Origin of the sequence: Psychrobacter sp. AOP7-B1-24 (genome assembly GCF_052376215.1) — a bacterium.
In the GTDB taxonomy this organism is placed as follows: Bacteria; Pseudomonadota; Gammaproteobacteria; order Pseudomonadales; family Moraxellaceae; genus Psychrobacter.
The window spans coordinates 17,911-40,616 of sequence record NZ_JBQSVL010000017.1 but is presented as its reverse complement, the minus strand read 5'-3'; the positions used below and the strand labels follow the sequence as shown (position 1 = coordinate 40,616).

The 22,706-nt window shown below is 42.0% G+C and carries 27 protein-coding genes; 17 read left to right on the top strand and 10 right to left on the bottom strand.

From position 1 onward, the window contains the following. Positions 1-86: 86 nt before the first annotated feature. The 7 genes from ACT3QP_RS05790 to ACT3QP_RS05760 all read left to right on the top strand — a co-directional run bounded on the left by ACT3QP_RS05790 (position 87) and on the right by ACT3QP_RS05760 (position 5,392). Positions 87-1,568, top strand: coding sequence for a C13 family peptidase (locus ACT3QP_RS05790; protein ID WP_444524799.1), 1,482 nt, complete (start codon positions 87-89; stop codon positions 1,566-1,568). 102 nt (positions 1,569-1,670) lie between these two features. After that, positions 1,671-2,561 (top strand): S-formylglutathione hydrolase, encoded by an 891-nt coding sequence (fghA, locus tag ACT3QP_RS05785; protein WP_444524798.1) that lies wholly within the window; start codon positions 1,671-1,673, stop codon positions 2,559-2,561. Between the two features lie 308 nt (positions 2,562-2,869). Continuing rightward, positions 2,870-3,118 carry a TIGR03643 family protein gene (locus tag ACT3QP_RS05780; protein WP_444524809.1) on the top strand — a complete coding sequence of 83 codons (249 nt, stop codon included), beginning with the start codon at positions 2,870-2,872 and terminating at the stop codon, positions 3,116-3,118. Between the two features lie 138 nt (positions 3,119-3,256). Continuing rightward, positions 3,257-3,946: a ribulose-phosphate 3-epimerase gene (rpe, locus tag ACT3QP_RS05775; protein WP_444524797.1), complete on the top strand. Its 690-nt coding sequence runs from the start codon at positions 3,257-3,259 to the stop codon at positions 3,944-3,946. Positions 3,947-4,009: 63 nt separating this feature from the next. Beyond that, complete coding sequence (locus tag ACT3QP_RS05770) at positions 4,010-4,366, top strand: hypothetical protein (RefSeq protein WP_444524796.1); 357 nt, start codon at positions 4,010-4,012, stop codon at positions 4,364-4,366. A gap of 215 nt (positions 4,367-4,581) precedes the next feature. Next, entirely contained in the window at positions 4,582-4,893 is a 312-nt protein-coding gene (locus ACT3QP_RS05765) for a hypothetical protein (RefSeq protein WP_444524795.1), read from the top strand. A gap of 187 nt (positions 4,894-5,080) precedes the next feature. Further along, a complete protein-coding gene (locus ACT3QP_RS05760) occupies positions 5,081-5,392 on the top strand; it encodes a hypothetical protein (protein WP_444524794.1) in 312 nt (103 codons plus the stop codon). A gap of 157 nt (positions 5,393-5,549) precedes the next feature. Here the strand turns inward: ACT3QP_RS05760 and rpmG are convergent, their stop codons facing one another. Both rpmG and rpmB read right to left on the bottom strand, forming a co-directional pair. Then, positions 5,550-5,705: a 50S ribosomal protein L33 gene (gene rpmG, locus ACT3QP_RS05755; RefSeq protein ID WP_192518988.1), complete on the bottom strand. Its 156-nt coding sequence runs from the start codon at positions 5,703-5,705 to the stop codon at positions 5,550-5,552. Between the two features lie 159 nt (positions 5,706-5,864). After that, positions 5,865-6,101: a 50S ribosomal protein L28 gene (gene rpmB, locus ACT3QP_RS05750; RefSeq protein ID WP_192518989.1), complete on the bottom strand. Its 237-nt coding sequence runs from the start codon at positions 6,099-6,101 to the stop codon at positions 5,865-5,867. A 455-nt stretch (positions 6,102-6,556) separates the two neighbouring features. Here rpmB and purU point away from each other — a divergent pair, with 455 nt between their 5' ends. Then, positions 6,557-7,489 carry a formyltetrahydrofolate deformylase gene (gene purU, locus ACT3QP_RS05745; protein ID WP_444524793.1) on the top strand — a complete coding sequence of 311 codons (933 nt, stop codon included), beginning with the start codon at positions 6,557-6,559 and terminating at the stop codon, positions 7,487-7,489. Positions 7,490-7,565: 76 nt separating this feature from the next. On the opposite strand, the gene ACT3QP_RS05740 is transcribed toward purU, so the two are convergent. Further along, entirely contained in the window at positions 7,566-8,363 is a 798-nt protein-coding gene (locus ACT3QP_RS05740; protein WP_444524792.1) for a cytochrome C assembly family protein, read from the bottom strand. A gap of 369 nt (positions 8,364-8,732) precedes the next feature. On the opposite strand from ACT3QP_RS05740, the gene ffh reads away from it, so the two are divergent. Continuing rightward, positions 8,733-10,274 carry a signal recognition particle protein gene (gene ffh, locus ACT3QP_RS05735; protein ID WP_444524791.1) on the top strand — a complete coding sequence of 514 codons (1,542 nt, stop codon included), beginning with the start codon at positions 8,733-8,735 and terminating at the stop codon, positions 10,272-10,274. A 105-nt stretch (positions 10,275-10,379) separates the two neighbouring features. Here the strand turns inward: ffh and ACT3QP_RS05730 are convergent, their stop codons facing one another. Continuing rightward, positions 10,380-10,790: a hypothetical protein gene (locus ACT3QP_RS05730; protein WP_444524790.1), complete on the bottom strand. Its 411-nt coding sequence runs from the start codon at positions 10,788-10,790 to the stop codon at positions 10,380-10,382. 211 nt (positions 10,791-11,001) lie between these two features. Between ACT3QP_RS05730 and tsaB the strand changes: the two genes are divergently transcribed. The 6 genes from tsaB to ACT3QP_RS05700 all read left to right on the top strand — a co-directional run bounded on the left by tsaB (position 11,002) and on the right by ACT3QP_RS05700 (position 15,568). Next, entirely contained in the window at positions 11,002-11,694 is a 693-nt protein-coding gene (gene tsaB, locus ACT3QP_RS05725; protein ID WP_444524808.1) for a tRNA (adenosine(37)-N6)-threonylcarbamoyltransferase complex dimerization subunit type 1 TsaB, read from the top strand. A 93-nt stretch (positions 11,695-11,787) separates the two neighbouring features. Continuing rightward, positions 11,788-12,630 (top strand): undecaprenyl-diphosphate phosphatase, encoded by an 843-nt coding sequence (locus ACT3QP_RS05720; protein ID WP_192518992.1) that lies wholly within the window; start codon positions 11,788-11,790, stop codon positions 12,628-12,630. Positions 12,631-12,678: 48 nt separating this feature from the next. Beyond that, entirely contained in the window at positions 12,679-13,578 is a 900-nt protein-coding gene (locus ACT3QP_RS05715) for a class I SAM-dependent methyltransferase (protein ID WP_444524789.1), read from the top strand. Between the two features lie 83 nt (positions 13,579-13,661). After that, positions 13,662-13,904, top strand: coding sequence for a hypothetical protein (locus ACT3QP_RS05710; RefSeq protein ID WP_192518994.1), 243 nt, complete (start codon positions 13,662-13,664; stop codon positions 13,902-13,904). A gap of 91 nt (positions 13,905-13,995) precedes the next feature. Continuing rightward, on the top strand, positions 13,996-14,913 hold the full coding sequence (gene ubiA / locus ACT3QP_RS05705; protein ID WP_444524788.1) for a 4-hydroxybenzoate octaprenyltransferase: 918 nt from the start codon (positions 13,996-13,998) through the stop codon (positions 14,911-14,913). Beyond that, positions 14,906-15,568: a DUF4112 domain-containing protein gene (locus ACT3QP_RS05700; RefSeq protein WP_444524787.1), complete on the top strand. Its 663-nt coding sequence runs from the start codon at positions 14,906-14,908 to the stop codon at positions 15,566-15,568. Before ubiA ends, ACT3QP_RS05700 begins: the two co-directional genes overlap by 8 nt. Positions 15,569-15,803: 235 nt before the next feature. Here the strand turns inward: ACT3QP_RS05700 and ACT3QP_RS05695 are convergent, their stop codons facing one another. Both ACT3QP_RS05695 and ACT3QP_RS05690 read right to left on the bottom strand, forming a co-directional pair. Next, positions 15,804-16,451, bottom strand: coding sequence for a hypothetical protein (locus ACT3QP_RS05695; protein WP_444524786.1), 648 nt, complete (start codon positions 16,449-16,451; stop codon positions 15,804-15,806). Between the two features lie 144 nt (positions 16,452-16,595). Beyond that, the gene (locus tag ACT3QP_RS05690; protein WP_192518998.1) at positions 16,596-17,225 is read right to left on the bottom strand and encodes a hypothetical protein; all 630 of its coding nucleotides are present in this window, start codon (positions 17,223-17,225) and stop codon (positions 16,596-16,598) included. A 151-nt stretch (positions 17,226-17,376) separates the two neighbouring features. On the opposite strand from ACT3QP_RS05690, the gene yiaA reads away from it, so the two are divergent. Beyond that, positions 17,377-17,934 (top strand): inner membrane protein YiaA, encoded by a 558-nt coding sequence (gene yiaA, locus ACT3QP_RS05685; protein ID WP_192520576.1) that lies wholly within the window; start codon positions 17,377-17,379, stop codon positions 17,932-17,934. Between the two features lie 22 nt (positions 17,935-17,956). On the opposite strand, the gene mnmC is transcribed toward yiaA, so the two are convergent. From mnmC to ispZ, 4 genes are all read right to left on the bottom strand, one after another. Next, on the bottom strand, positions 17,957-20,050 hold the full coding sequence (gene mnmC, locus ACT3QP_RS05680) for an FAD-dependent 5-carboxymethylaminomethyl-2-thiouridine(34) oxidoreductase MnmC (protein ID WP_444524785.1): 2,094 nt from the start codon (positions 20,048-20,050) through the stop codon (positions 17,957-17,959). 39 nt (positions 20,051-20,089) lie between these two features. Next, the gene (locus tag ACT3QP_RS05675; protein ID WP_192520578.1) at positions 20,090-20,524 is read right to left on the bottom strand and encodes a hypothetical protein; all 435 of its coding nucleotides are present in this window, start codon (positions 20,522-20,524) and stop codon (positions 20,090-20,092) included. Next, positions 20,521-20,850 carry a YciI family protein gene (locus ACT3QP_RS05670; RefSeq protein ID WP_192520579.1) on the bottom strand — a complete coding sequence of 110 codons (330 nt, stop codon included), beginning with the start codon at positions 20,848-20,850 and terminating at the stop codon, positions 20,521-20,523. Before ACT3QP_RS05670 ends, ACT3QP_RS05675 begins: the two co-directional genes overlap by 4 nt. Before the next feature lie 128 nt (positions 20,851-20,978). After that, on the bottom strand, positions 20,979-21,530 hold the full coding sequence (ispZ, locus tag ACT3QP_RS05665; RefSeq protein ID WP_192520580.1) for a septation protein IspZ: 552 nt from the start codon (positions 21,528-21,530) through the stop codon (positions 20,979-20,981). Between the two features lie 256 nt (positions 21,531-21,786). Here ispZ and ACT3QP_RS05660 point away from each other — a divergent pair, with 256 nt between their 5' ends. Continuing rightward, complete coding sequence (locus tag ACT3QP_RS05660; RefSeq protein WP_192520581.1) at positions 21,787-22,668, top strand: PHP domain-containing protein; 882 nt, start codon at positions 21,787-21,789, stop codon at positions 22,666-22,668. Positions 22,669-22,706: the final 38 nt, after the last annotated feature.

Sequence of the window (22,706 nt, the reverse complement as noted above, 5' to 3'; positions counted from 1 at the left end):
CAATAAACGATGTCAGATGATACAAATAGTAAAACACTTATCATTGACTCACTTTATTTTTCTCGGCTGGTTAGAGGTCTAAGTCTTTGTCACTTACGTCGTTAAAAACCGTATCGCTTCAGCGCTTTTCGCTCAACTTCGCTGCCAATATTATTGCCACTTTGTGGATGTTGGTAGGGTCAACCCGTGCGTTTTCTTGGGTCAAACCCACTTTTATGCAGTTTGCCATTTTTGCCTTGTTGGCACTTGGTAGCAATGTATTATTTTCTTGGTTGGCTGCTGAATACGGCAGTACCTTCAATGAGCAAGGGTTGGTCAGCTATTTAATATGGCCGATGATTATTCTATTAAGCGGTATCATTCTGGCACGGCGTGCTGGTAATCAAGCCTTGGTTTTTGTACCCGTGGTATTGTGGTTGGTCGCTGACACACTGTCCGCGCTATTACAAAGTTTAGTGCAGTACTTTGGTAGTCATAATTGGTTGCCGGAGTGGAGCTATTCATTTTTACCGGTCTTATTCTTAGTGCTGTTCTTATGGCAGACGTTGGCATTGATGTGGATTTTCTTTCATCGCTTTCGTATTCCGTGGTGGGAGCGTATCATTATATTGGTGGGAGCCATTGCGCTTTTGACGATTTGGCAGCGTAACGTTGCTGATCAGCCAATATTTAAGCAGATTCCTATAGAGCCTGTCCTAGAAGAAGCGGCACTATACGAGCAGCCGCGCTTGCTACAGCAGGCATTGGATAGTATCGATCCTAGTGTGTTGGGCAAAACGGACTGGTACTTTATGGGTGTTGCAGGATTCTCTGGTCAAAACGTTTTCCGTTCTGAAATTAACAGAGTACGTGAGTTATTTGATGTGCGTTTTGGTACCAGTGGGCACTCTCTGTCATTGATCAATAATGACTATAGTTGGATGGATGAGCCGATAGCGACTAAGACCAGTATTTTACGTGGCTTAAAAAGAATCGGTCAGCAGATGGATGCTGATGAAGATGTGTTGTTTCTCACATTATCTTCACACGGTAATGAAAATATCGTACAACTGGCAAATCCACCACTAGCCATGGACAATTTAGATGCATCATGGCTGCGTGAGGCACTGGATGATTCAGGTATTCGTTGGCGAGTGATTGTGGTATCTGCCTGTTATTCAGGTTCTTTTATCGATGAGCTGGCATCGCCGACCACAGTGGTGATTACGGCATCAGCTGCTGATAAAGCTTCATTTGGCTGTACTAATACGGCAGAGATGACGTATTTCGGGCAAGCGTTTTTTGCGGAGAGTCTACGAGACAATACCAGTTTTGAATCTGCCTTTAAAGATGCTCGTTTACGTGTCAGTGAGAAAGAAAATGTGATGGGTTTTGAACCATCAGACCCGCAGATGGTGATTGGTAGTCTTATGCAGACGGCCTTACCCGCGTTTGAACGAGTACTATTTGATAAAGCACGACCATCAGTTGCTAGCATCACTGAGGACTCCAATACGACTGTTATTCCTATCGGGGATAATAATGAGGTGAGTCCGCCAATGGTGACGACAGTCATAACCACGGAATAAGTATCTGCTATTCATTTATAAGGGATGACATTATAGAGGCTTTTTGATAGAAGCTTTTATAAGTCATCATGTGTTTTTCTTTAGATAAAAGGAGCGTTACTCATGAATCATTCTTACAATCACAGTTTGTCTGCCAATTCACAACTCACTCAAAAAAGTGTGAATCGCTGTTTTGATGGAGAGCAACATTATTACAGCCATCAATCGACAACGACTAAAACGCCAATGACGTTCAGTATTTATCTACCGGACGAAGCGCTTGCTGGCCGTCTTTGTCCAGCGGTTTTATATCTCTCAGGTCTGACTTGCAATGCTGATAATGTTACGCACAAAGCGCATTTTCAACAAAAATGTAGTGATCTTGGCATGATACTGATCGCACCTGATACCTCTCCTCGTAGTAGTGAAGGCAATGATGTGGCCAACGATGAGCGTTATTTTGTTGGACAAGGCGCTAGTTACTATGTTGATGCCACGCAAGCACCTTGGGCAGAGAGCTTTAACATGCAAAGTTATATCGTCGATGAGCTATATGATTTGTTACGTTCAGAGTTCCCGATTCACAGTATCGGTATCACAGGACACTCTATGGGTGGTCATGGCGCATTATTATTAGGTTTTAAGTTTCCGGGAAAATTTGTCAGTGTCTCAGCATTATCACCAATATGTGCCGCCAGTGAGTCAGCGTGGGGAGAGGCTGCTTATACAGAGTATTTTGGTGCGGATAAATCACTATGGTTACAAGCAGATGCTTCAAAGGTGATTGAAAAGGTCGGTCAGCAGTATTCGAGTATTTTGGTCGATCAAGGTGCTGCTGACAATTTTTTGGCAGAAGGTCAACTGCAAACTGCTAAATTGCAACAAGCTTGTGAAAAAGTCAAACAGCCCTTAACCCTACGCTATCAGGCGGGTCACGATCATAGTTATTACTTTATTCAGAGCATTATTGATGATCATATCGAACATCATTGGCGCAAGGCTCAACTTAGTTAGGCGATGATGTCGAGCTGTTTTCGCTAGTCTGTTAGAACCAGAACAGAATACTTAGCAAGCCCGAGTGTTTACAAGGTAAATTTATGGCAAGTTATCAAGACTTAACGGCATCTAATGCCAGTACGCGTTCCGTGTGCGATCAACAATCAGACGCTAGCACTGCAAAGTCAGCGCTAGCGACTATGCAAGCAGATATGGACGCAGCGTTAAAGAACAAGCAGCAGACCAGTCATGACAATAACGACCGGATATCTCAGGTCGAGTCAGAAACGTTTATTGCAAAAAACGTCAATAGCGAGGGTGAGCAAGTGCTTGATGAGTCGCAACTTTCACGAGTGATAGAGATGGCGTGGGAGGACAGGACACCGTTTGGGGCGATAGAACATAGCTATGGTCTTAATGAGGCTAGCGTTATCAAGCTCATGCGTCAAACGTTAAAGCCATCATCTTTTCGCTTATGGCGTCAGCGAGTAAGCAATCGTGCTACCAAGCATCAAGCGAAACGAGAATTCGGTGTGGGCCGTGCTTATTGTAAGACTCAGTATAAGCCGCGCTAGTTTTTTTATTCAATATCGATGCAGGAAAGGCTTATAATAGAGTCTGTTCAATAGACGCTATGATATAAGCCAACTTTCAGCTTTATCCGTATTTTATCTTATCCATCCTTTATTTACATACAAACTAGGTAGTTAGCTATGATCAGTCCTTCTAAGCCATATCTTATAGCCCCATCGATACTCTCAGCGGATTTTGCGCGTCTGGGTGAAGAAGTTGAAAGGGTATTAGAGTCGGGTGCCGATGTGATTCATTTTGATGTGATGGACAATCATTACGTACCCAATTTAACGTTTGGTAGTATGATTTGTCAGGCATTGCGAGATTATGGTATTGATGCTCCCATTGATGTACACCTTATGGTATCACCAGTTGATAGCATGATTGAGCAGTTTCTAGAAGCCGGTGCGAGCGTTATCACTTTCCACCCAGAAGCGAGTGGGCACATTGATCGTTCGTTGCAATTGATTAAAGATGGTGGTGCAGAGTGTGGTTTGGTATTGAACCCAGCGACCCCGCTGCACTATTTAGATTATGTCATGGATAAAGTGGATCAAATATTACTAATGAGCGTCAACCCTGGTTATGGCGGTCAATCATTTATTGAAGGCACCTTAGATAAGGTTCGCCAAGTTCGCCAACGTATTATCACAAGTGGTCGTGATATTAGATTAGAAGTAGATGGTGGTATCAAAGCCAGCAATATCCGTGCGATTGCAGAAGCGGGTGCGGATATGTTTGTTGCGGGTTCTGCTATCTTTAATCAAGATGATTACAAGGCTGCTATCGATGCCATGCGTGTGGAGTTGGCACTGGCTAATGGTAGCTAATTACCATTGCACTGAATGCTAAAGATAGAGCGAGATTAATGATCAGTCATGCAAAGGTGAAGTATGGACACAAAAAATTCAATCAATCCAGCAGTTTCGTCTGAATCAGTGGCAAGCACAGAGCAGCAACGTAGCCTAGTACCGAGAGGTATTACCATTGGCCTAGCGCTATTCGCACTTGTTCTGAGTTTAGCAGGTTATGGTTTCCGCTTGATGGTGGGTGATGACGTTGAGGCAGTTCTGCACCATGCATCTGTTGTTGTGCCATCCTTTATACTTGGTATTCCGCTGTTTTTTTGGGTCGGTTCACGCATACTTAACAAAGTTAAGGACTTGCATATAGAAGCATGGAATGCGATTAGTTTGGGTTATTTAACGTCTTGTATCTCAATGCTATGGTTGATGGGGACGTATAGCTAAATGACCTTATAGTCAGTGTTCTATAAGTTGAACATGCTATCAATCTTACTGAGCTTAATATTGATAAGGCTTTCGCTAGGACTCTTTGTATCCAAGTTCTACTGAAGCGTTTATAGTTGCAAAGCTTCAGCTGCATAACTAATCTGATATTTTTATAAGCTTTTATACACTTTTAACCACTAAGTCACGCTCTACAAGCATGACTGGAATTTTACATGCGAATCATGCCAACCAGTATTGCCAAAATTATTTATCCAAAAGACCTACCAAATGGCTTATTTACGAGCTTAATAATAGCGTGTTTGCTACTCGGATTAGCGTCGCTACGTCATGGCACTGACTTACAGGGATGGCTAAATGTCATCGAAAATTGGCTGATTATGCTGTTGATTTTCCCTACAGCAACTGCCACAGTGGCATTACCTTTTAAATATCGTGATCCCACGCTTGAGCTAAAATTGGTTTATTATTTGGGAATGTTCGTCGCTTTCTTATTTACTTTAGGAAAACTACGTTACTGGCGCTGATTTTTTCATAAGTTTTATGCTTAAGTGGTCACCTATAGAGAAGACTTATGTGACAGCACTTGAATTTGATGGCCAAAGCGTCCATTGTATAAGGACGATGATTTTCCCCGTATTGCTGTAAGACGTTAAGTTTTTTACATGCAATTGTCTTTACACATAATTAGACGGGATAATAAGGAAAAAATTAATGCCATATGATATCGATAATGATATAGAAGTAGATAATGAAAGTACTGACCAATTTGCAGGATTTGCGAAAGAAACCACATTGGAGTTGGTAGAAGCTGAAGATGGTCGGTTGTTATTGCGTGATGCTGAACAGGATGAGGCACCACTAATGACGATAGATTTTTCTGAAAAACTGAAAGAAATACTGGGTACTGATACCCAAGCGATTGGTCAGCATATGATTCATGCCGCAATTCAAGTCATTATGCAAAAGCAGATGAGCCAGTGGCATGCGCATGTCTATGACAAAGAGCCAACGCATTACAGTTGATTGATATTATAGAGAAGTGATTTTGGTAATCGCAATTTTGGTGTGACAAATTCTGATGTGACAATAGATATCTCAATTAAAATTAATGAGCAATAAAAAAAGGGTTTATCAATTGATAAACCCTTTTTTTATACAAATAACTTATCTGAACAATAAATTATTTGATTTTAGCTTCTTTAAAAACAACGTGCTGGCGTACTTTTGGATCGTATTTCTTAATTTCCATTTTGCCAGGCATAGTGCGCTTGTTTTTGGTAGTGGTGTAGTAATACCCAGTACCAGCAGTTGATACTAACTTAATTTTATCTCTCATGATAGCTTTCCTGTAAATGAGGGGTCTTCAAACGATAGGTACGGATCTAAAAGGTTAAGTGGCTACACAAGGTAATTATATAAAATAACTATATAAAAGGTAGCAGAATAGCAGCTTAACGGTTGAAAATTATCAATGCATTAAGCTGCAAGTCTTAACTTAAATCTTTTGACCTTGTGCGCGCATATCTGCTAGCACTTTATCGATACCAAGTTTGTCAATGATGCGCATACCTTTGGTAGACACACGTAGACGTACAAAACGATTTTCAGACTCTACCCAAAAACGATGGTTGTGAAGGTTTGGTAGAAAGCGACGACGGGTTTTGTTGTTTGCGTGCGAAACATTATTACCCACCATAGGGCGCTTTCCAGTCACTTGGCAAACTCGAGACATGGCGAACTCCTAATCTATGAGGTATGAGTTTTTCTCATACCAGTCTGGGCAAGTTGCACGTTTTTGCGGCATGGACACAGCAAGCGGCAGCTTTGCACCAAACAAAACTATATGAATGTTGAGTTGGTATTGCTGTTATCTAAAGGCAAATAACAAGCGTACCAATTCAGAAAATTTTAAAGCCGACATTTATACCATAAAAGAGATGAATACTCAAATATTTTTATGATTGTTGTGGTTTTAAGGGAGGTTATTATACCTTGAAATGCAGCGGCTATGTTGTTGATTATCTAATAGTAAAGATTATTTTTCAGTTAACCTGTTATTTATCCAATTGTTATAAAAAACAACCAACTCATTCAGCAAAGTATCAAAAAAAAGACTAAAATAGCCAGTTTACTATGCTCTAGCATTTGGCTTTAGTAGCAGGTTTCATTTTTTTAATTGGGTTTACTATGTCAGATAATACAAAAATTGTTTCGCCATCGAACACGCAGCCTAGTAGCACTCCTCCTAATACGCCAACAACGGCTGCTATCGATACCGCGACATTGCTGATTAAGTGCAAAGATCAGGCGGGTATCGTGCAAGCGGTATCTGAGTTTATTCATCGTTATGGCGCTAATATTATTACGCTCGATCAATATTCCACTGCTCATGAAGGCGGTCAGTACTTTATGCGTTTAGAGTTTGCCTTGGCAGGATTGAGCGATATTATTGATAACTTTAAAGCCAGTTTTGCTCATACGGTCGCCAAACGCCATAATATGGATTGGCGATTACATAACAATGCGATCAAAACCAAGGTCGGTATTTTGGTATCAAAATTTGATCATGCATTGTTAGATTTGTTATGGCGGCATCAGCGTGGTCTGCTTGATTGTGATATTACTTGTGTGGTTAGTAATCATCCTGACTTGCGTCAAGCGGTAGAAAACTTTGGTATCACTTTTCATCATGTGCCTGTTAGCAAAGCTAATAAAGCAGAGGCAGAAGAGCAAATTCATGAGCTGATGGCAGGCAATGACTTGCTCGTATTAGCGCGTTATATGCAGATATTATCATCTGATTTTGTGAAGCGTTGGCCGATGAAAGTCATCAATATTCATCACTCATTCTTGCCAGCCTTTGTTGGAGCAGATCCGTATCGTCAGGCCTATGATAAAGGCGTGAAACTGATTGGTGCAACAGCACATTATGTCACTGCTGAGCTAGATCAAGGGCCTATTATTGAGCAAGATGTGCATCGTGTGACGCACCGTCAAGGTGTGACTGAGTTACGTGCTATAGGGCGTGATATTGAGCGTAACGTACTGGCGCGTGCGGTCAATTGGCATGTGCAAAATCGTGTGATTGTGGCAGGTAATAAGACCGTGGTTTTTAATTAAAATATCCGACAGTTAGTTTTCATAAAAGCATAGCCGTCAGTAGTTATCATTGCTGAACGCTATGCTTTTTATTGTTTTATAACAGCATCTCTAAAACAAACTTGCTACCGATAAAACCAATAGCCAGTAGAATAAAGGCATAAATAGTGATGTTTGCAGCTCTTTTACCACGCCAGCCTGCGCGCCAACTACCTACTAATAACGTGCCAAACAATAACCATGATAGTAGACTAAACGCGGTTTTATGAACAATATGTTGAGACATCAAGTCGTGTACATAGATAAAGCCAATACCTAGCGCAATACTGAGTAAGACAAAGCCAACCAATAGCATGTCGAATAATAAGCTTTCCATGCTTTGTAATGAGGGTAGCTTGTTGACCCAAAAGCGATGGATCGTGTGATGTTTTAGCTCACGAATTTGTAAGCGTAAAAATAGCGCTTGCACAGCGGCCATCAGCAGCACACAATAGGCCGCCAAAGATAGTAGTATATGCGCCTCAAGCCCAACACTGATATTGGTAATAGGTTGATAAGGGGCTCGACCAATATAGCCAACAGTCATACCTATTAATGCCGTAGGTGCTGCTAAAATAGCAAGGCTGATGATGGGGCGATAGAGACAAAACAAAACATAGAAAAATAAGAAAAACAGACTGATCAGGCTGATTATATTAAATAGATTAAAATTCAGACCGTAAAGGGTAACGACATAAGGATAAAGTAGCAATGCATGTGCAATCATGCCGACTGTCAATAATCCCAGACTGATGCCTTTATGAATGGACTTACCTCGAGTTAATGCCCAACCAATGTAAACGCTGACTAAGAGATAAGCTAGGCTAGCAAGTAAGAATGCAAGGTTCACAGACATAAAGCCTCGTCTCATACTGAGTGTAAAACGGCCGCTCAGATTGATGCTAAAATGGTATTATCGGAATGATTAGAATAATTGTTTAATTTATCATAAAATGACAGCCAATTGAGTGCCATATTGCGTATTACTTATAAACACTTAGAGTATACCAAACACAATGGCCTGGCTTAAAAATATATTTACGAATCAATAATTTTATAAAAAGCTTATTAATTTTTGAGTCTGCTTGATGCTATAGTATTGATAATAGGTTGTTTTTATCATTATTTTATAAATATTAATCCAATGTTTTATGCTATAACCGAATATTATTTATAAACCCGTTAAAGGGTTTTACTAAGAATTATTTTTAACTGAGAGTTATTTATGTTTGATACTTTAACAGAACGATTATCCTCAAGCCTGCGCAATATCGTGGGTAGTGGACAGCTAACCGAAGATAACATCAAAGATACCTTGCGCGAAGTGCGCATGGCATTGCTCGAAGCCGATGTGGCGCTACCTGTCACTCGCGACTTTGTTAAACGTGTTAAAGAGCAAGCGCTTGGTGCGGAAGTCTTGAAAGAGCTGGCACCAGGACAAGCCTTTGTCAAAATCGTCCATGACGAGCTGACGGAAATGATGGGCAGTGCCAATCAACAGTTAGAAATGACAGGTAAGCCACCAGTTGTCTATTTACTGGCAGGTTTGCAAGGTGCAGGTAAAACGACTACCGCTGGTAAGTTGGCCAAGTTCTTACAAGAGCGTCATAAGAAAAAAGTCATGTTGGTTTCGGCGGATGTTTATCGTCCAGCCGCCATCAAGCAGCTTGAGCAAGTAGCAGGTCAGGTAAATGCTAAGTTTGTGAACTCAAGCACTGACGAAAACCCAATCGATATCGCGCAACGTGCGATCGAAGAAGCAAAAATTCAATATCAAGATATTCTAATCATTGATACCGCTGGTCGTCTACATATTGATGACACGATGATGGATGAGATTAAGGCGTTAACGGCTGCCGTCAGTCCATCTGAAACACTATTTGTCGTCGATGCGATGACCGGTCAAGATGCGGCCAATACCGCAAAAGCTTTTAATGATGCCTTGCCATTAACAGGTGTTATTCTGACCAAGACAGATGGTGATGCTCGCGGTGGTGCTGCACTTTCTGTGCGTGCCATCACAGGTAAGCCGATCAAGTTTTTAGGTCGTGGTGAGAAACTGGACGAGTTAGAGCTATTCCATCCCGAGCGTATTGCTCAGCGTATCCTAGGTATGGGTGATGTACTGAGTTTGGTCGAAGAAGTCGAGCAAAAAATCGACCGTGATAAAGCCGAAAAAATGGCGAAAAAGATGCAAAAGGGCGGTGAATTCGACCTTGAGGATCTGTTGACGCAGTTTCAGCAAATGAAAAACATGGGCGGCATGGCAGGATTTTTAGATAAAATGCCAGGTATGGGTGGCTCTGATATGCAAAAAGCCGTTGAAGATGCCAAGCCAGAAGAAAAAGTGCGTGAAATGGAAGCCTTGATTAATTCTATGACACCGTTTGAGCGTAAAAACCCTGATAAGATTAATCCGAGCCGTAAGCGTCGTATCGCTGCTGGTTCTGGTCGCGAGATTCAAGATGTGAATCGTTTGCTAAAGCAGCACAAGCAAATGGCCAAAATGATGAAAATGATCTCTAAGCCGGAAGGTATCAGTAAAATGATGAAGTCTATGAAAGGGTTGATGGGCGGTGGCGGAGCAGGTGGTGGCGGTCCGTTATTCGGCGGTGGTGGTCAAGGTGGCGCAAAAGATGTAAACCCAGAGCAAATGGCAAAACAGATGGGTCTTGATCCAAACAACATGCCGAGCACTGAAGAGATGCAAAAGCAAATGCAGGAAATGCAAAATCAAGCGCCAAAGAAGTTTAAAACCCGCTTTTAAACCATAGCTGATTGTACTGTCTATAATTTTTGATGGGGCCTCAAAACTGATATGGTTTTGAGGCTTTTTCGATTTTGCAGGTTTTAATTGGTGGGTTGCGCTTCGCTAACCGCACCCTACGCGCTTTTTTAAAGAATCCAGCATGATCTTTATAACCGTGTTTGATGATTGAACTTTATTAATCTTGCCAATCAAGTCATTATTAGTGTCTTTGGTAATTACGGCCATGCTAAGTAAAGAATTTATAGAGTCAAGTGCCGCTATCTGTACTTCAACATCATCTATATCTAAAAATTTTATTAACAGTTTCATAGATTTTGAATCATTGAAGTCTCCTAGAACATTAGCGCACCTTTCCAACCAAGGATAGTTTCGATGCTTCAATTGCTCCTTAATAATTAGCCAATCTTCGTCTGAGAATTTACAAAGCATTGCTTCTGCAATGCTGATGCCTTCATCAGACCAATAGTCATCAGAGAAAGAAGATGATAGATAATCATCAAAGTCTGTAAACATTTCAATTGCTCCAAAAGCTCTAAATTTAGACTAAATAGGAATAGCTTGTGAGTTTGACGAAGATTGCTATTTCTAACAAACAACATGATCTTATAATTACCTCTATATTTATGAATAAACCATGAAAAACATAGAAAGTCATCAAAATTTTAACGCTAAATGCTATGATAGGCGCTATTTTATGATGCCAAGCGTACAAGCCGAGGTGATGATGTTTTTAGCAATGGATACTGTGTTTGATCAGTGCTCGATCGCAATTTTGGATGTAGATGGTCAGGTACTATCGAGTCATACCGAAACGGGTAAGCGTCAGCAAACTCAGCAGATCCTACCCATGATTGATGCAGCCTTGTCTGAAGCGCAGTTAAAGCTGGCTGATATACATGCCTTGATATTCAACCGTGGTCCTGGCGCTTTTAGCGGTATCAGAATCAATACAGCGGTAGTACAAGCGCTATCTGTCGCACATGATACTCCTTGTGTCGGCGTTTCAAGCTTACAGGCGATTGCGCAGCGTGCGTATAATCAGTATGATCTGACTCAAGTTTACAGTGCGCTTGATGCTCGTATGCAGCAAGTGTATTTTGGGCAGTACGCAGTAATCGATGGTGAAGCCGCCATTATGCAGCCAGTACTGATTGCTGATAACGATAGTACTGAGCAGCTACTGGATTATGACAGCCAAACCGACCTTGATATTCCAGTAGTCGGTAATGGCGCAGGTTTATTGACTTTGCATGATGCACAAGTCTGTTATGAAGATGTGTCACCGGATGCGGTGGTCATCGGTCAGGTCGGTATCGCGCAGTTTATGGCGACAGGTGGAGTAGAGGCGGCACAAGCTTTACCAAAATACTTACGTAACCAAGCTTGGAAAACGCTGAAAGAGCAAGGCAAAGCATAGTTGTTTTCAGTTATTTGTCGCACTATGCAAAATATAACAACACACTAAGAACAATACTGAGCAACCAGTCGCTCCGTGTTTAGGAAAGCAATTGTGGATATCATTTTATTAATTCAAGCTGTCATCATGGGTATCGTTGAAGGTATCACTGAGTTTTTACCCATTTCTAGTACGGGCTATCTAATTTTATCAGCAGATGTGATGGGCTTTTGGACCAAAGAAAAGGTCGACTTGTTTGTCGTCGTCGTTCAACTGGGCGCTATCTTAGCCGTTATTTATGATTATTGGGGCAGACTGTGGCAAGCGCTGATGGGCTTGTTAACTGGTAAAGCAGAAGGCATGAATAACCCAAGGCAGCTTGGGCTAAGTTTGATTGTATCTACTATTCCTGTAATGATCGTTGGTTTTACCTTCGCTGATGAGATTAAAGCCTATTTATTTAATCCGATTACTGTCGCAATTATGCTCATCATTGGCGGTTTGTTGATATTCTATGTTGAAAGTCGTCCTAAAGCGGTCATTGCAAATGAAGCTGAAGATGTCAGCTTAAAAACAGCGTTGATGATTGGGTTGTTTCAATGTTTGGCACTAATACCAGGGACATCACGCTCAGGTGCTACTATTATTGGTGCTCTGTGGCTCGGGGTCTCGCGCAAAGCGTCAGCAGAGTTTTCATTCTTTTTAGGTATTCCTGTTATTGTAGGCGCGGCACTATTAGATTTAATCAAACATGGCGACGTACTGACCAATAGTGATGATTGGTTAGTGCTGGGCGTTGGTACAGTGGTGTCATTTATCGTCGCTTTACTTTGTATTCGTTTGCTTGTGGCATGGGTGAGCCGTCGTGATTTCACCATCTTTGCTTGGTTACGCATTATCACAGGTGTGCTTGTCTTGATCGCTGCTTGGGGTTTTGGTTATCAAATGGCAGGTTAGCTATTGCTATGGTTTATAGCGTTATTAGTAGTTGTAAAGAGGGTGGTCATGAGTAGTTTGGATACAGTTTCTAATAAGGCTACCGCCTTTATGCAGTGCCAGCTACTCTACGTGAGCGAGTCGCAGCACAATCAAGTGGATATGTTGCAAGCACTGATAGAACAGCACCGATTACCAATCATATTAAATGCTGAGCTGTCTGTCGATAAATTAACACAAAAACGTCGCCAGCAATTAAGTCAGAGCGCTACTCAACCTATCCTATTATTGGATAATAAAAATAAGCTATCATGGCTCAGTGATGGGCTGAGTGTGACGCCAGAGTGGGACAAATTACAACGCCGTGTGGTGAGTGCAGGACGAAAGTCCGAGTTACTATTGCAGGCTGTTAAAATTACATCTGATAGTAATGTCATTGATGCGACGGCTGGCTTTGGTCATGATAGTCTGATATTGGGTAGTACTGGTGCACAGGTCACTATGCTGGAGCAACAGCCATTAATGGCATTGCTATTATTGGTAGAGCAGCAGCGTATGAGTGCATTGCCGAACTGGCAAAAGCTAATGTCACGCCTACAAATTGTGAATATTGATGCGCTGAGTTATTTTGAAATGCTCAAAGCAGAATCAATAGTCAGTGACAGTAAGGTTATTGATGTCGTATATCTGGATCCTATGTTTCCAGAGGACAGCTATCAAGACAGCAAGACAGGAAAAGGTGCCAAAGTAGGCAAGCACATGCAGGCCTTGCATCAATTGGCAAGACCACCAACGTCAGACGAAGAGTATCAGTTGCTAGCATCCGCACAAGCTGTCGTCAGTAAACATGCACAGCACTCTGGCCGCGTGGTGGTAAAACGTCCTCAGCATGCCCCATTTTTAGCAAGCCAACAACCCAGCGAAAGCTGGCATAATGAGGCAGTGCGCTTTGACGGTTATTTTGCTTGATAATGACTGTTTGATGGAGATTGTTGGATAGTAACTGTTTACTAGTGATGGTTTACACGAAAAAATGGATTTAGGAGCAAGGAATGTCAACGCTAATTATTTGGGCGATGGGTGCGGCGCTATTATTGATCAATATCATTTTGCGTACTCGAATCCTACGGCTCGAAGCACGTCTAAAAGAGCTGAGCAATCCACAAGAACAGCTGGATTTTTTGCGTCAGCAAGCATCACAGAAAGATAAAGTCCCTGCACTTAAAGCTTTGCGCAAACAGTATCCTGAAATGTCACTAGTAGAAGCCAACCAATTATGGAAACAAATTCAGTAACTAGCCAATTCATTTAACAGTTATTCTAGTCGCTTTTCGCAAAGACTATGAGCGCGTATATAACGTATTCTATCGATGATAATAAATAACCATGACATTTAACGACAAACTACAAGCCTATATTCAGCTAACGCGTTTTGACAAACCTGTGGGTATTGAGTTGCTACTATGGCCGACACTATGGGGCGTGCTATTGGCTGCGATGGGTCATGCCCAGCAGCAAGGGGCGTCAGCTGCATTGCCAAGTCTTAATATATTTATGATATTCGCGCTTGGTGCGATTTTTATGCGGGCAGCTGGTTGCGCCATTAATGACTTCGCTGATCGAAAAGTCGATGGTCATGTGACCCGTACCAAGGGACGACCATTAGCGGATGGACGACTATCAGGTAAAGAAGCCGTCGCTGCATTTTTGGTATTGGTATTATTAAGTGCCAGTTTGCTATTTTTCTTGCCTGTGGCTGTGTTTTATTGGTCGCTTGGTGCGGTTATATTGGCGTTTATTTATCCATTTATGAAACGCTACACCCATTTGCCGCAAGTATTTTTAGCAGCAGCGTTTGGTTGGGCGATACCAATGGCCTATGTAGCGATACAAGGCACGCCTGATGTTTGGTGTTGGTTATTGTTTATCGCTTATATGTGCTGGACGGTGGCTTATGATACACAGTATGCCATGGCTGACCGCGAGGACGATTTAAAGATAGGGGTCAAATCAACGGCGATATTATTTGGTCGTTATGATGTGATTATTATCTCGCTACTACAAACGTTGTTTTTGCTCATTATGGGCGTGGTCATGTGGCATTATTTTGCGCCGACTACCTTAGGTGTTACGCCAGTATTTGGTTTGGCGCTGGTCGCTATGATGTTTGCTAAACAAAATAGCGCTTGTGCTAGCTACAATGCAATAGCTTGCTTTCAGGCGTTTTTGGCTAATATCTGGGTGGGACGTTACGTCTTTGCGCTCATTGCTATTGCTTGTATATGGACGACATTTAATGGATGAATTAAATAAAGTGTCGAAATTAAAAGCAAATTCTGCGGTTAATATGCCTATTATCGATTATCGGGCGCGACTGGCTGAGCAGGGCCTCACACGCGAGCAAGTCATCGCTACTGAGCGTAAATTGGCCAAGTTTGCCAATACGATGGATTCGTTAGTACGGATACCCTTTACCAAACAAGGTATGGGTGCGGACGCAGCGCTATCGACTATTCCGCTGGCAGGTGACTTGGCAGGGCTGGCTTTGACCAGTTATGCATTTGTGTTAGGTCGTCAATTGGGTGTGCCTGCACATAAAATGACGCCTGCTGTTAGACTGGCGCTCATCGATATGGTGGTGGGTATCGTGCCGGGTATTGGCACATTGCTTGATATATTTATTCGGCCTAGTCGCAAAACCTTGGGTATCGTGCATGGGCATCTACATGATGAGTATGGCATCACCGAAACCATGCACATGGACCGGCCATTCTTACATCAGTCATTAGAAGACAAGCAGCAGCACAGCCGCTTTTGGCGTAATCCTATTATCGCTTGGATATATCTGCACATTCCTGATATTTTAGGATTAATTGTCATTGTAGTGGTTGGCTGGGGGTTATGGGCAATGCTCAGTTGGCTAGTCAGTCTATTTGGAAACACGACTGGTTTTGGCTAAAGTGGAATAACAAGCAAAAAGGCGGCACACGTTATTATTCAATAGTAACGTGTGCCGCCTTTTTTATGACAGATTTTATAAATGTTAAGGCTTATAGTTAAAGTATTTTTAAGTCGCTACAGTGCTGCTGGGATAAATTTTTCGCAGCCTCTGTGAATACAGCAAGCAAGTAAAATTTGTACCAGTAGCACCAGAATACAGTCGTATCGGTTTTATGTTTCTTTGACTATAGATATTACTCAGTAACAACTTCTGCTTCCGCACTGACCGCATCAAAGCTAGTAACTTTGTTATTTTGGACAAGGTCGATAGTACCACCGCCAGCATGACTGACCAGCTCAAGGCTACCATCCGTCGAGCGATAAGTAGGGTTATTACCTTGGCCTTCTGGTGCACTTAGCGTCATCTTTGGTTTATTGGGCATTGTGACAATAGCATTTAGCGTACCTTCCGCTGAGGTCTCGAATATCACTGATAGCGTTTCACCTGTTGCGTTTTCATAACGGACATCGGTGATTTGTGTCCCTTTGATCGCTTGCTCAGGGTTAGGTTTTACCTCAGTCGTGGGTGGTGCTGAGTTGTTCGCCTCAACGTCACCTTCTAACTGTTCTAAACTAATATCACTATTTGCATCTGTTGGCTGTGCTGTCGTATTGTCGGTATTGTTGTCTAAGTTTGCATCAGCGTCAGCACCAGTGTCAGGGGCGTTGATATTGGTCGTGACGGGCGTTGTTTGTACGGCTGTTTCGGTCTGTGTGTCATTATCTGACTCAGGTTCTGAGCCTTTTTGACAAGCTGCCAGTAGCAAGACACTAAAAAAAGCAACAGGTACTATCCGATAGAAAAATTTGGCAGTTGGCGAGTGTGAGTTAAAATAATTCATGAGTAGATCTTTATCCAATAAGCGTGCTTTATTTACGCACAGTAAATTATGTGAGTCAGTTTTTGTATTAATTATTGACTGTTATAAGTGTCCACTATCTTAGTGAGTAGGGTAAGAGGCGTTTGATGACGAGCCAAAAGCAATTTATTTTATCTTTAAACTGTCGGCTGCCATACCGCTTTCTTTGTAGACATCGTCCAAATATCGGCGACTGGCAAGCAGTTTGTCAACGACACCACTTTGGCTTTGGGTATTAAGCTTTTGCGAAAAATCTAAAATTGAGTTCAACTGTTCTAATACAATGTCATAACTGGTATTTTGTCGATCGGTATCAATAACGACTGTTTTTGCATAGCTTTGGTCAAGGCTTAGATAGTCAGTAATCAATTCTGGCACACGGGTAGCGATGAGTTTATTGAAGGTGAATAACTGTGATTCAGTAATTTCATCGTGATGCGTGGACTCGTATTGCTGACCAATAGCATCCATAGTAACTCGAAAATTCTTAGGCACTTGCTCGTTATATAGCAGTTGTACAAATGGATGATGAGCTGAAAAATTAATTACGCTAAGAGTGCTATCTTGTTCATTACCTACTGACTCTTTAATTGACTCTGCTTGAGACTGAACCGCGATATGATGCGCCGATGCTAAATACTCTTGATGGCGTTGTATAGAGTTATTTTGAGTGTGCTTAGATTTTTCCTTCATCACAAAGAATATGGGTACGATCGCAATTAAGCTAAGTAGAATGAGCAAGAGGGGAAAAGACATATTGGTACTCTGTCGTTAGAAGTGCTATTTATTTAAAATAATAATTTTAGATTACAATATAACATGCTTGTGCTATGTTAAGGCAAAACAGAAATCGATAAAAATATAACTTATTACCAAGTATTTATTTTATTTTTAATTAAGGACTACGATGAACGATGACATGATTACTAAGAGTCAGTTAGCTGCTTACAAACCCACGACGGCTTATGTTGGGACTTCTTGGGCGGTAATGTTAGTTGGTGTGCTGGCGTATATATTTGGATTATGGAACGCACAGGGCATGTTATTAAACGAAAAAGGTTACTATATTGCAGTACTTGCTCTTGGCCTTTATTCAGCCATTAGTTTACAAAAAACGCTTCGTGATCGTAGTGAAGGCATTCCAACGACAAACATGTACTATTTAATCAGTTGGGCGGCTTTAGGGTTGTCTATTGCTCTGATTGTGATGGGGCTGATGAATGCTGGAAGCTTGAGTTTTAGCGAAAAAGGCTTTTATATGATGGCTTTTGCTATGAGTTTATTTGCTGCCGTGACTGTCCAAAAGAACACTCGTGATATTACCCAAATGCGAACATTAGCCGCGCCTCAAGCCACTATAAAAAATGACAATAGTGCTAAAATTTCCCATCAAAACTCACCTGAGTCTGATTCTGGAAAATCGCTTTTTGGTTCGGTTAAATCTAGAATAGAAGGTAATGATTAGCATTTTTGACTACAAGAAGCACTTAAGTAAGCGGTGTTTGTAAACGCGTACGGTTTGGCGATAGACGCGCGAGCATCGCTGCTGATAACGGTGAAAATGTACCAATCATCATATCCGCTAAAGCCTCAGCACACAGCGGTGCAATGGCATAGCCTTTAGCACCCATTGCATTCACAACCCAAATCCGTCTACTATCATTTAACTGTCCAACGATGGGGTGGTAGTCAGGTGTTTGGGTACGAACCCCTGCACGTCCTTGCCATCCGCTCATATCTGTTGGAATAATAGCCTCCATTTCAGGAATCGCTGTGATCAGTTTATCGCGGCTAATCTGATGCTCATCCATGCGTATCTTTGTGTCTATGTCATTGCGTATAAAGCTCGCTCCCAGTAAAAACTGAGGTTGGCCTGTCTCTACATTATTCAAACCATCGTCACCCACTTGTGCGGTGAAAGGCGTGCAGTAACCACTGTACTTGAGCGGGGTTTTGGGTAGCTTAGCGTACTGTTCAGGAGTTGGTGTAAACCAAGATAGCTGCCCACGAATTTTACGACAATCAAAAATTCGCTTATCCAGCTGATGACTCTCAAAAGCCGCACACACGATCACATTATCAGCAGCGATGGATATCGATTCTTTATGTTGGTTATGTCCTTTAATACCAACCTCATCGTCTGCCTCACTCATTTCATGAACTGTCACCTGTTGAAAGCTAATGAGCGGATGCGTCAGAATGATATCTTTTAATGCTTGTGGATTGACCAATCCTGACTGCGGTAGATAGAGGTTTTCTGATAGATCCTGTTCTATTAATCCAGCCGTTTTCTTTGCTTGTTCATTGCTTAGCGTGGTTGCCATAGGGTTAGGGTAATCAGCGATTTGCGCTGTACCGATATTGGCTTTGATAAGTAAGTCTAGTGCTCCCGTTGGCTCAAGTATGGGCGCGGTTTTCTCTTTGATTGCTTGCTTATTTAGTAGTTGATATAGTTGAGTACTATAGAGATAACCTATGGTATGTAAATGCTCATCGACATGATGAATCGGTGTCATCTTCGGTGCTAGGAGCGCGCGAGGATTGCCTGATGCTCCAGCTAGCGGTGCTGACTTGTCTAATAAAGTCACTTGGATGCCACGATTAGCTAGTGACCACGCTGTCAATAGTCCTGAAACACCAGCGCCAATCACCGCGCTATGAGAAGGTATGTGACAAGTACCATCAGGATGGTTGGTATAGTTACTATGAGGCTCATCTGATTCTATAGCGTCCGTCATGACGGCTGTTAGCATTTGCTTCTTTCGCCCAAACCCTTTTACTTTATTAATCTCAAAGCCATGCTCTTTTAGACCACGTTTTACAATACCGGCACAGCTATAAGTGGCGGCGGTCGTGGTGGGATGAGATAAGCGCTGCACTTGTGCAAAGATGTCTTTTGCCCATAGTGTCTCATTACAAGAAGGTGCGAAGCCGTCTAAAAACCAAGCGTCAACATAAGGTGCAGGAGCGTTCGCCAGTTGCGTTGCTAACTTATTAGCTAACTTACCCAAGCTCTCAGCTGCATCACCAAACCACATATCAACGGTCAAGTTGTCATCATAAAAATTTAAACGATGACAGCCTGCGATAAGGGGTGGATAGGTAGCCAAAAGCTGCGTAATTGGTGCTGCCAACTCAGGCGCGCGCTGTTGCCATAAGGCTAGTATTTGGGTCAGATCTGTCAGTGGTATGGGGAACTTTTCGGTCGTAATAAAATGTAGGCGAGCCGTTGCTAAATGCGGATGCGCCTTGCGTAACTGCCGCCATAGTTCCCAAGTTGCCAATAGATTAAGCCCAGTACCAAAACCCAATTCTGCAATCGTAAAGCATTGCGTTGGATTAAGCATTGCCAAACGTTCAGGTAATTTGTTATGTGTTAAAAACACATGACGTGTCTCTGCTAACCCGTCTGCATGCGAAAAATACACATCTCCAAACTCACCAGACACGGGTACTGGTTTACCAGCATCATCTAGCTGCCAATCAATCTTGGCTGGAGTGATGATGTTTAATGAGTTAGTGTGTTGATCTGATATAGGGGCATTGCAGGTTTCTTTTGATACAGATATGGAGTTAGGCATAGACAATCACATAAGATAAAGCAATAAAGAGAGAGGGCGTTACCAGCGATCACGGCGGGTAAATACCAACCATGAGATAAAAATACCGACTAATAAACTGATTAAGACCGTAAATGCACCATACAAAAATAGCTGCCCTTTACTCTCATAAACCAAGACATTTACCTGAGTTTGCAAATCATTTACTTGACGCTGTAGCTGAGCATTACGGCTTAGTAGCTCTTGGTTGGCATCGGATAGCGCCTGTTTAGATGGCTGTAGTTGCGCCGCTAAAGTACCATTTATATTCAATGCTGAAGGATTGTTTTGTTGCGCGTCAATGGTATCTTGACCTATAGCCAATGCTAATGGATCGTTGTCGTCAGTGTTATTTATAGTGGGTATGGCTTGAGCCGATACCGTAGCAAACAACATCAAGACAGCAAGACTGACTTTGTATTGGCGAGTATTTGAACAAGAGACACGCTGATTCACGATGCTGCTACTTTAACATTTGACTGTTCAGTAGGGGTTGGCAGTGCTTGAATAAATGGTTTGATATCTACATGGCTGTAGACACCATCACGTAAGTAAGGTTCATCATTTGCCCACGCCTGTGCCGCCTCAATAGAATCAAAATCAGCGATAATTAAACTGCCTGACATGGCACTTTGTCCGTGCTCGATAGGGTTTGGTCCTGCGATAACGAGTCGCTGCTCGTTGTTCAATACTTTAAGGCGTTCAATATGTTCGGTACGAGTGATTTGACGCTGTGCGCTGCTGTCTGCAACGTCGTGACCAATAATGGCAAATAAGGACATGGGTTTTCCTCAATAAAGTGATGATTAATTTAAGATGTGTTTAATTAGTAAGAATTAGTTCATAGCAACTAATACAGTCGTTGCGGATATCTAAAAACAGCAGACATTATAAAATAATAGCCTAAGTATTACTTAGTAGTTTTGTTGGTCAGTTCTGGATTTAAATAGTTTTTTAATACTGCAAACTGGGCCACAATGAATACCAACATAATCGGAATCCAGCCATAAGATTTAAAGTTAATCCATGCTTCATCTGACATCGTAAAGGCTGTGATATAATGTAAAAAACCCATAAAAGCAAAGAACAATGCCCAAGCAATGGTTAGTTTTTTCCAACCGCTCATTGTGAGTAAAAAAACATCTTTCATAGCGAGTTGCATTAAAGGCTTGTTGATGATGACACTTCCTAATAGCGTGAAAGCAAAGATACCATTGATAATAGGCGACTTCCAACGCAGGTAGATATCATCACGCAAAAGTAAGGTGATGCCACAAAACCCAATGGTTAAAAGTAAGACGATCCATTGCTGCTTATCAAACTTGCCTTTTTGGCGAATGAAATGGATGGCATAAACAATAATAGTGGCGATGAGTAACGCGCCAGCCGCTGCTAAAATGCCGTTATATCGAGCAGCAATAAAAAAAGCAACTAAAGGAATTAGATCTAATAAGGCTTTCATAGCAAAGGGTATGTCCAACAAAAACGTATGGGGTAGTTTACACGTCTACTGCGTCAAAAAAAAGCAGTCAAAATGTTAATCATCTTACATCATCGGTCGGCACGGCAATATCTGATGATGGCGACTTATGAACATCACTAATATCAAATATAACGATTAAGCGATGTTAATATACACCTAGATAAAATATAATAACCGTATATGACTCAGCCTCTTCTCAACCATTACTATTTTTAAAAATGCTAAGGCTTACCTTATGAAATTCGATTTACATTGTCACAGTACGTGCTCTGATGGTACTTATGCACCAACAGAAGTGGTACAGCGTGCCCATGCGGCTGGCGTCAATGTATTGGCACTGACCGATCATGATACGTTAGCAGGAATCGATGAGGCGAGAGTGGCTGCTACTGCCTGTGATATGCAGCTCATCAATGGAGTGGAAATAAGCTGTGAGCATACTCTGAGTGGTGGTTACGGTAAAAACAAATCAACCAATAAAATCATCCATGTGCTTGGACTGGACTTTACTGATCGAGAGAAAATGCATGCAACGTTGCAGCAACTGCAAGACAGCCGTGCTACTCGTGGTCAGAAAATCACCGAAAAGCTCAGCGCGTTGTTAGATATCAATTATGATGAGCTATGGCAAGATGTGCTTAAAAAAGCAGGCGGTAACCCACAAGCAGTTGGACGTGCGCATATTGGTCAAGTATTGTTTGAGCGTGGTGAAGTTAAAACCGTACAAAAGGCCTTTGATAAATATCTGGCAGACAACAAGCCCGCTTATGTCGCTATCAATGCGCTGAGTATGGCTGAGGGTATCGAGTTGATCCATGCGTGTGGCGGGCAGGCAGTACTTGCGCATCCTACACGCTATCAGCTGTCGGCTACTCGTGTGCGTAAACTTATTGAAGAGTTTGCTCAGCTAGGTGGTGATGGCTGTGAGTTACCAGCGACTAGTGAGCCAATTAGTACTCGTAGAATGGTGGATCGCAGTATCGCTGAGCACAATCTTGTTACTTCAATAGGTAGCGATTTTCATGGTAGTAATATGCCGTGGCGACGATTGGGTGATGTTCCAGTCCTAAATCCAGAGCAGCAAGGGGTTTGGCAATCTTTTACAAAGTTTTCTTAAGGCGAAACTGTCTTAAAGCGAAATTACCTTAAAGAAAA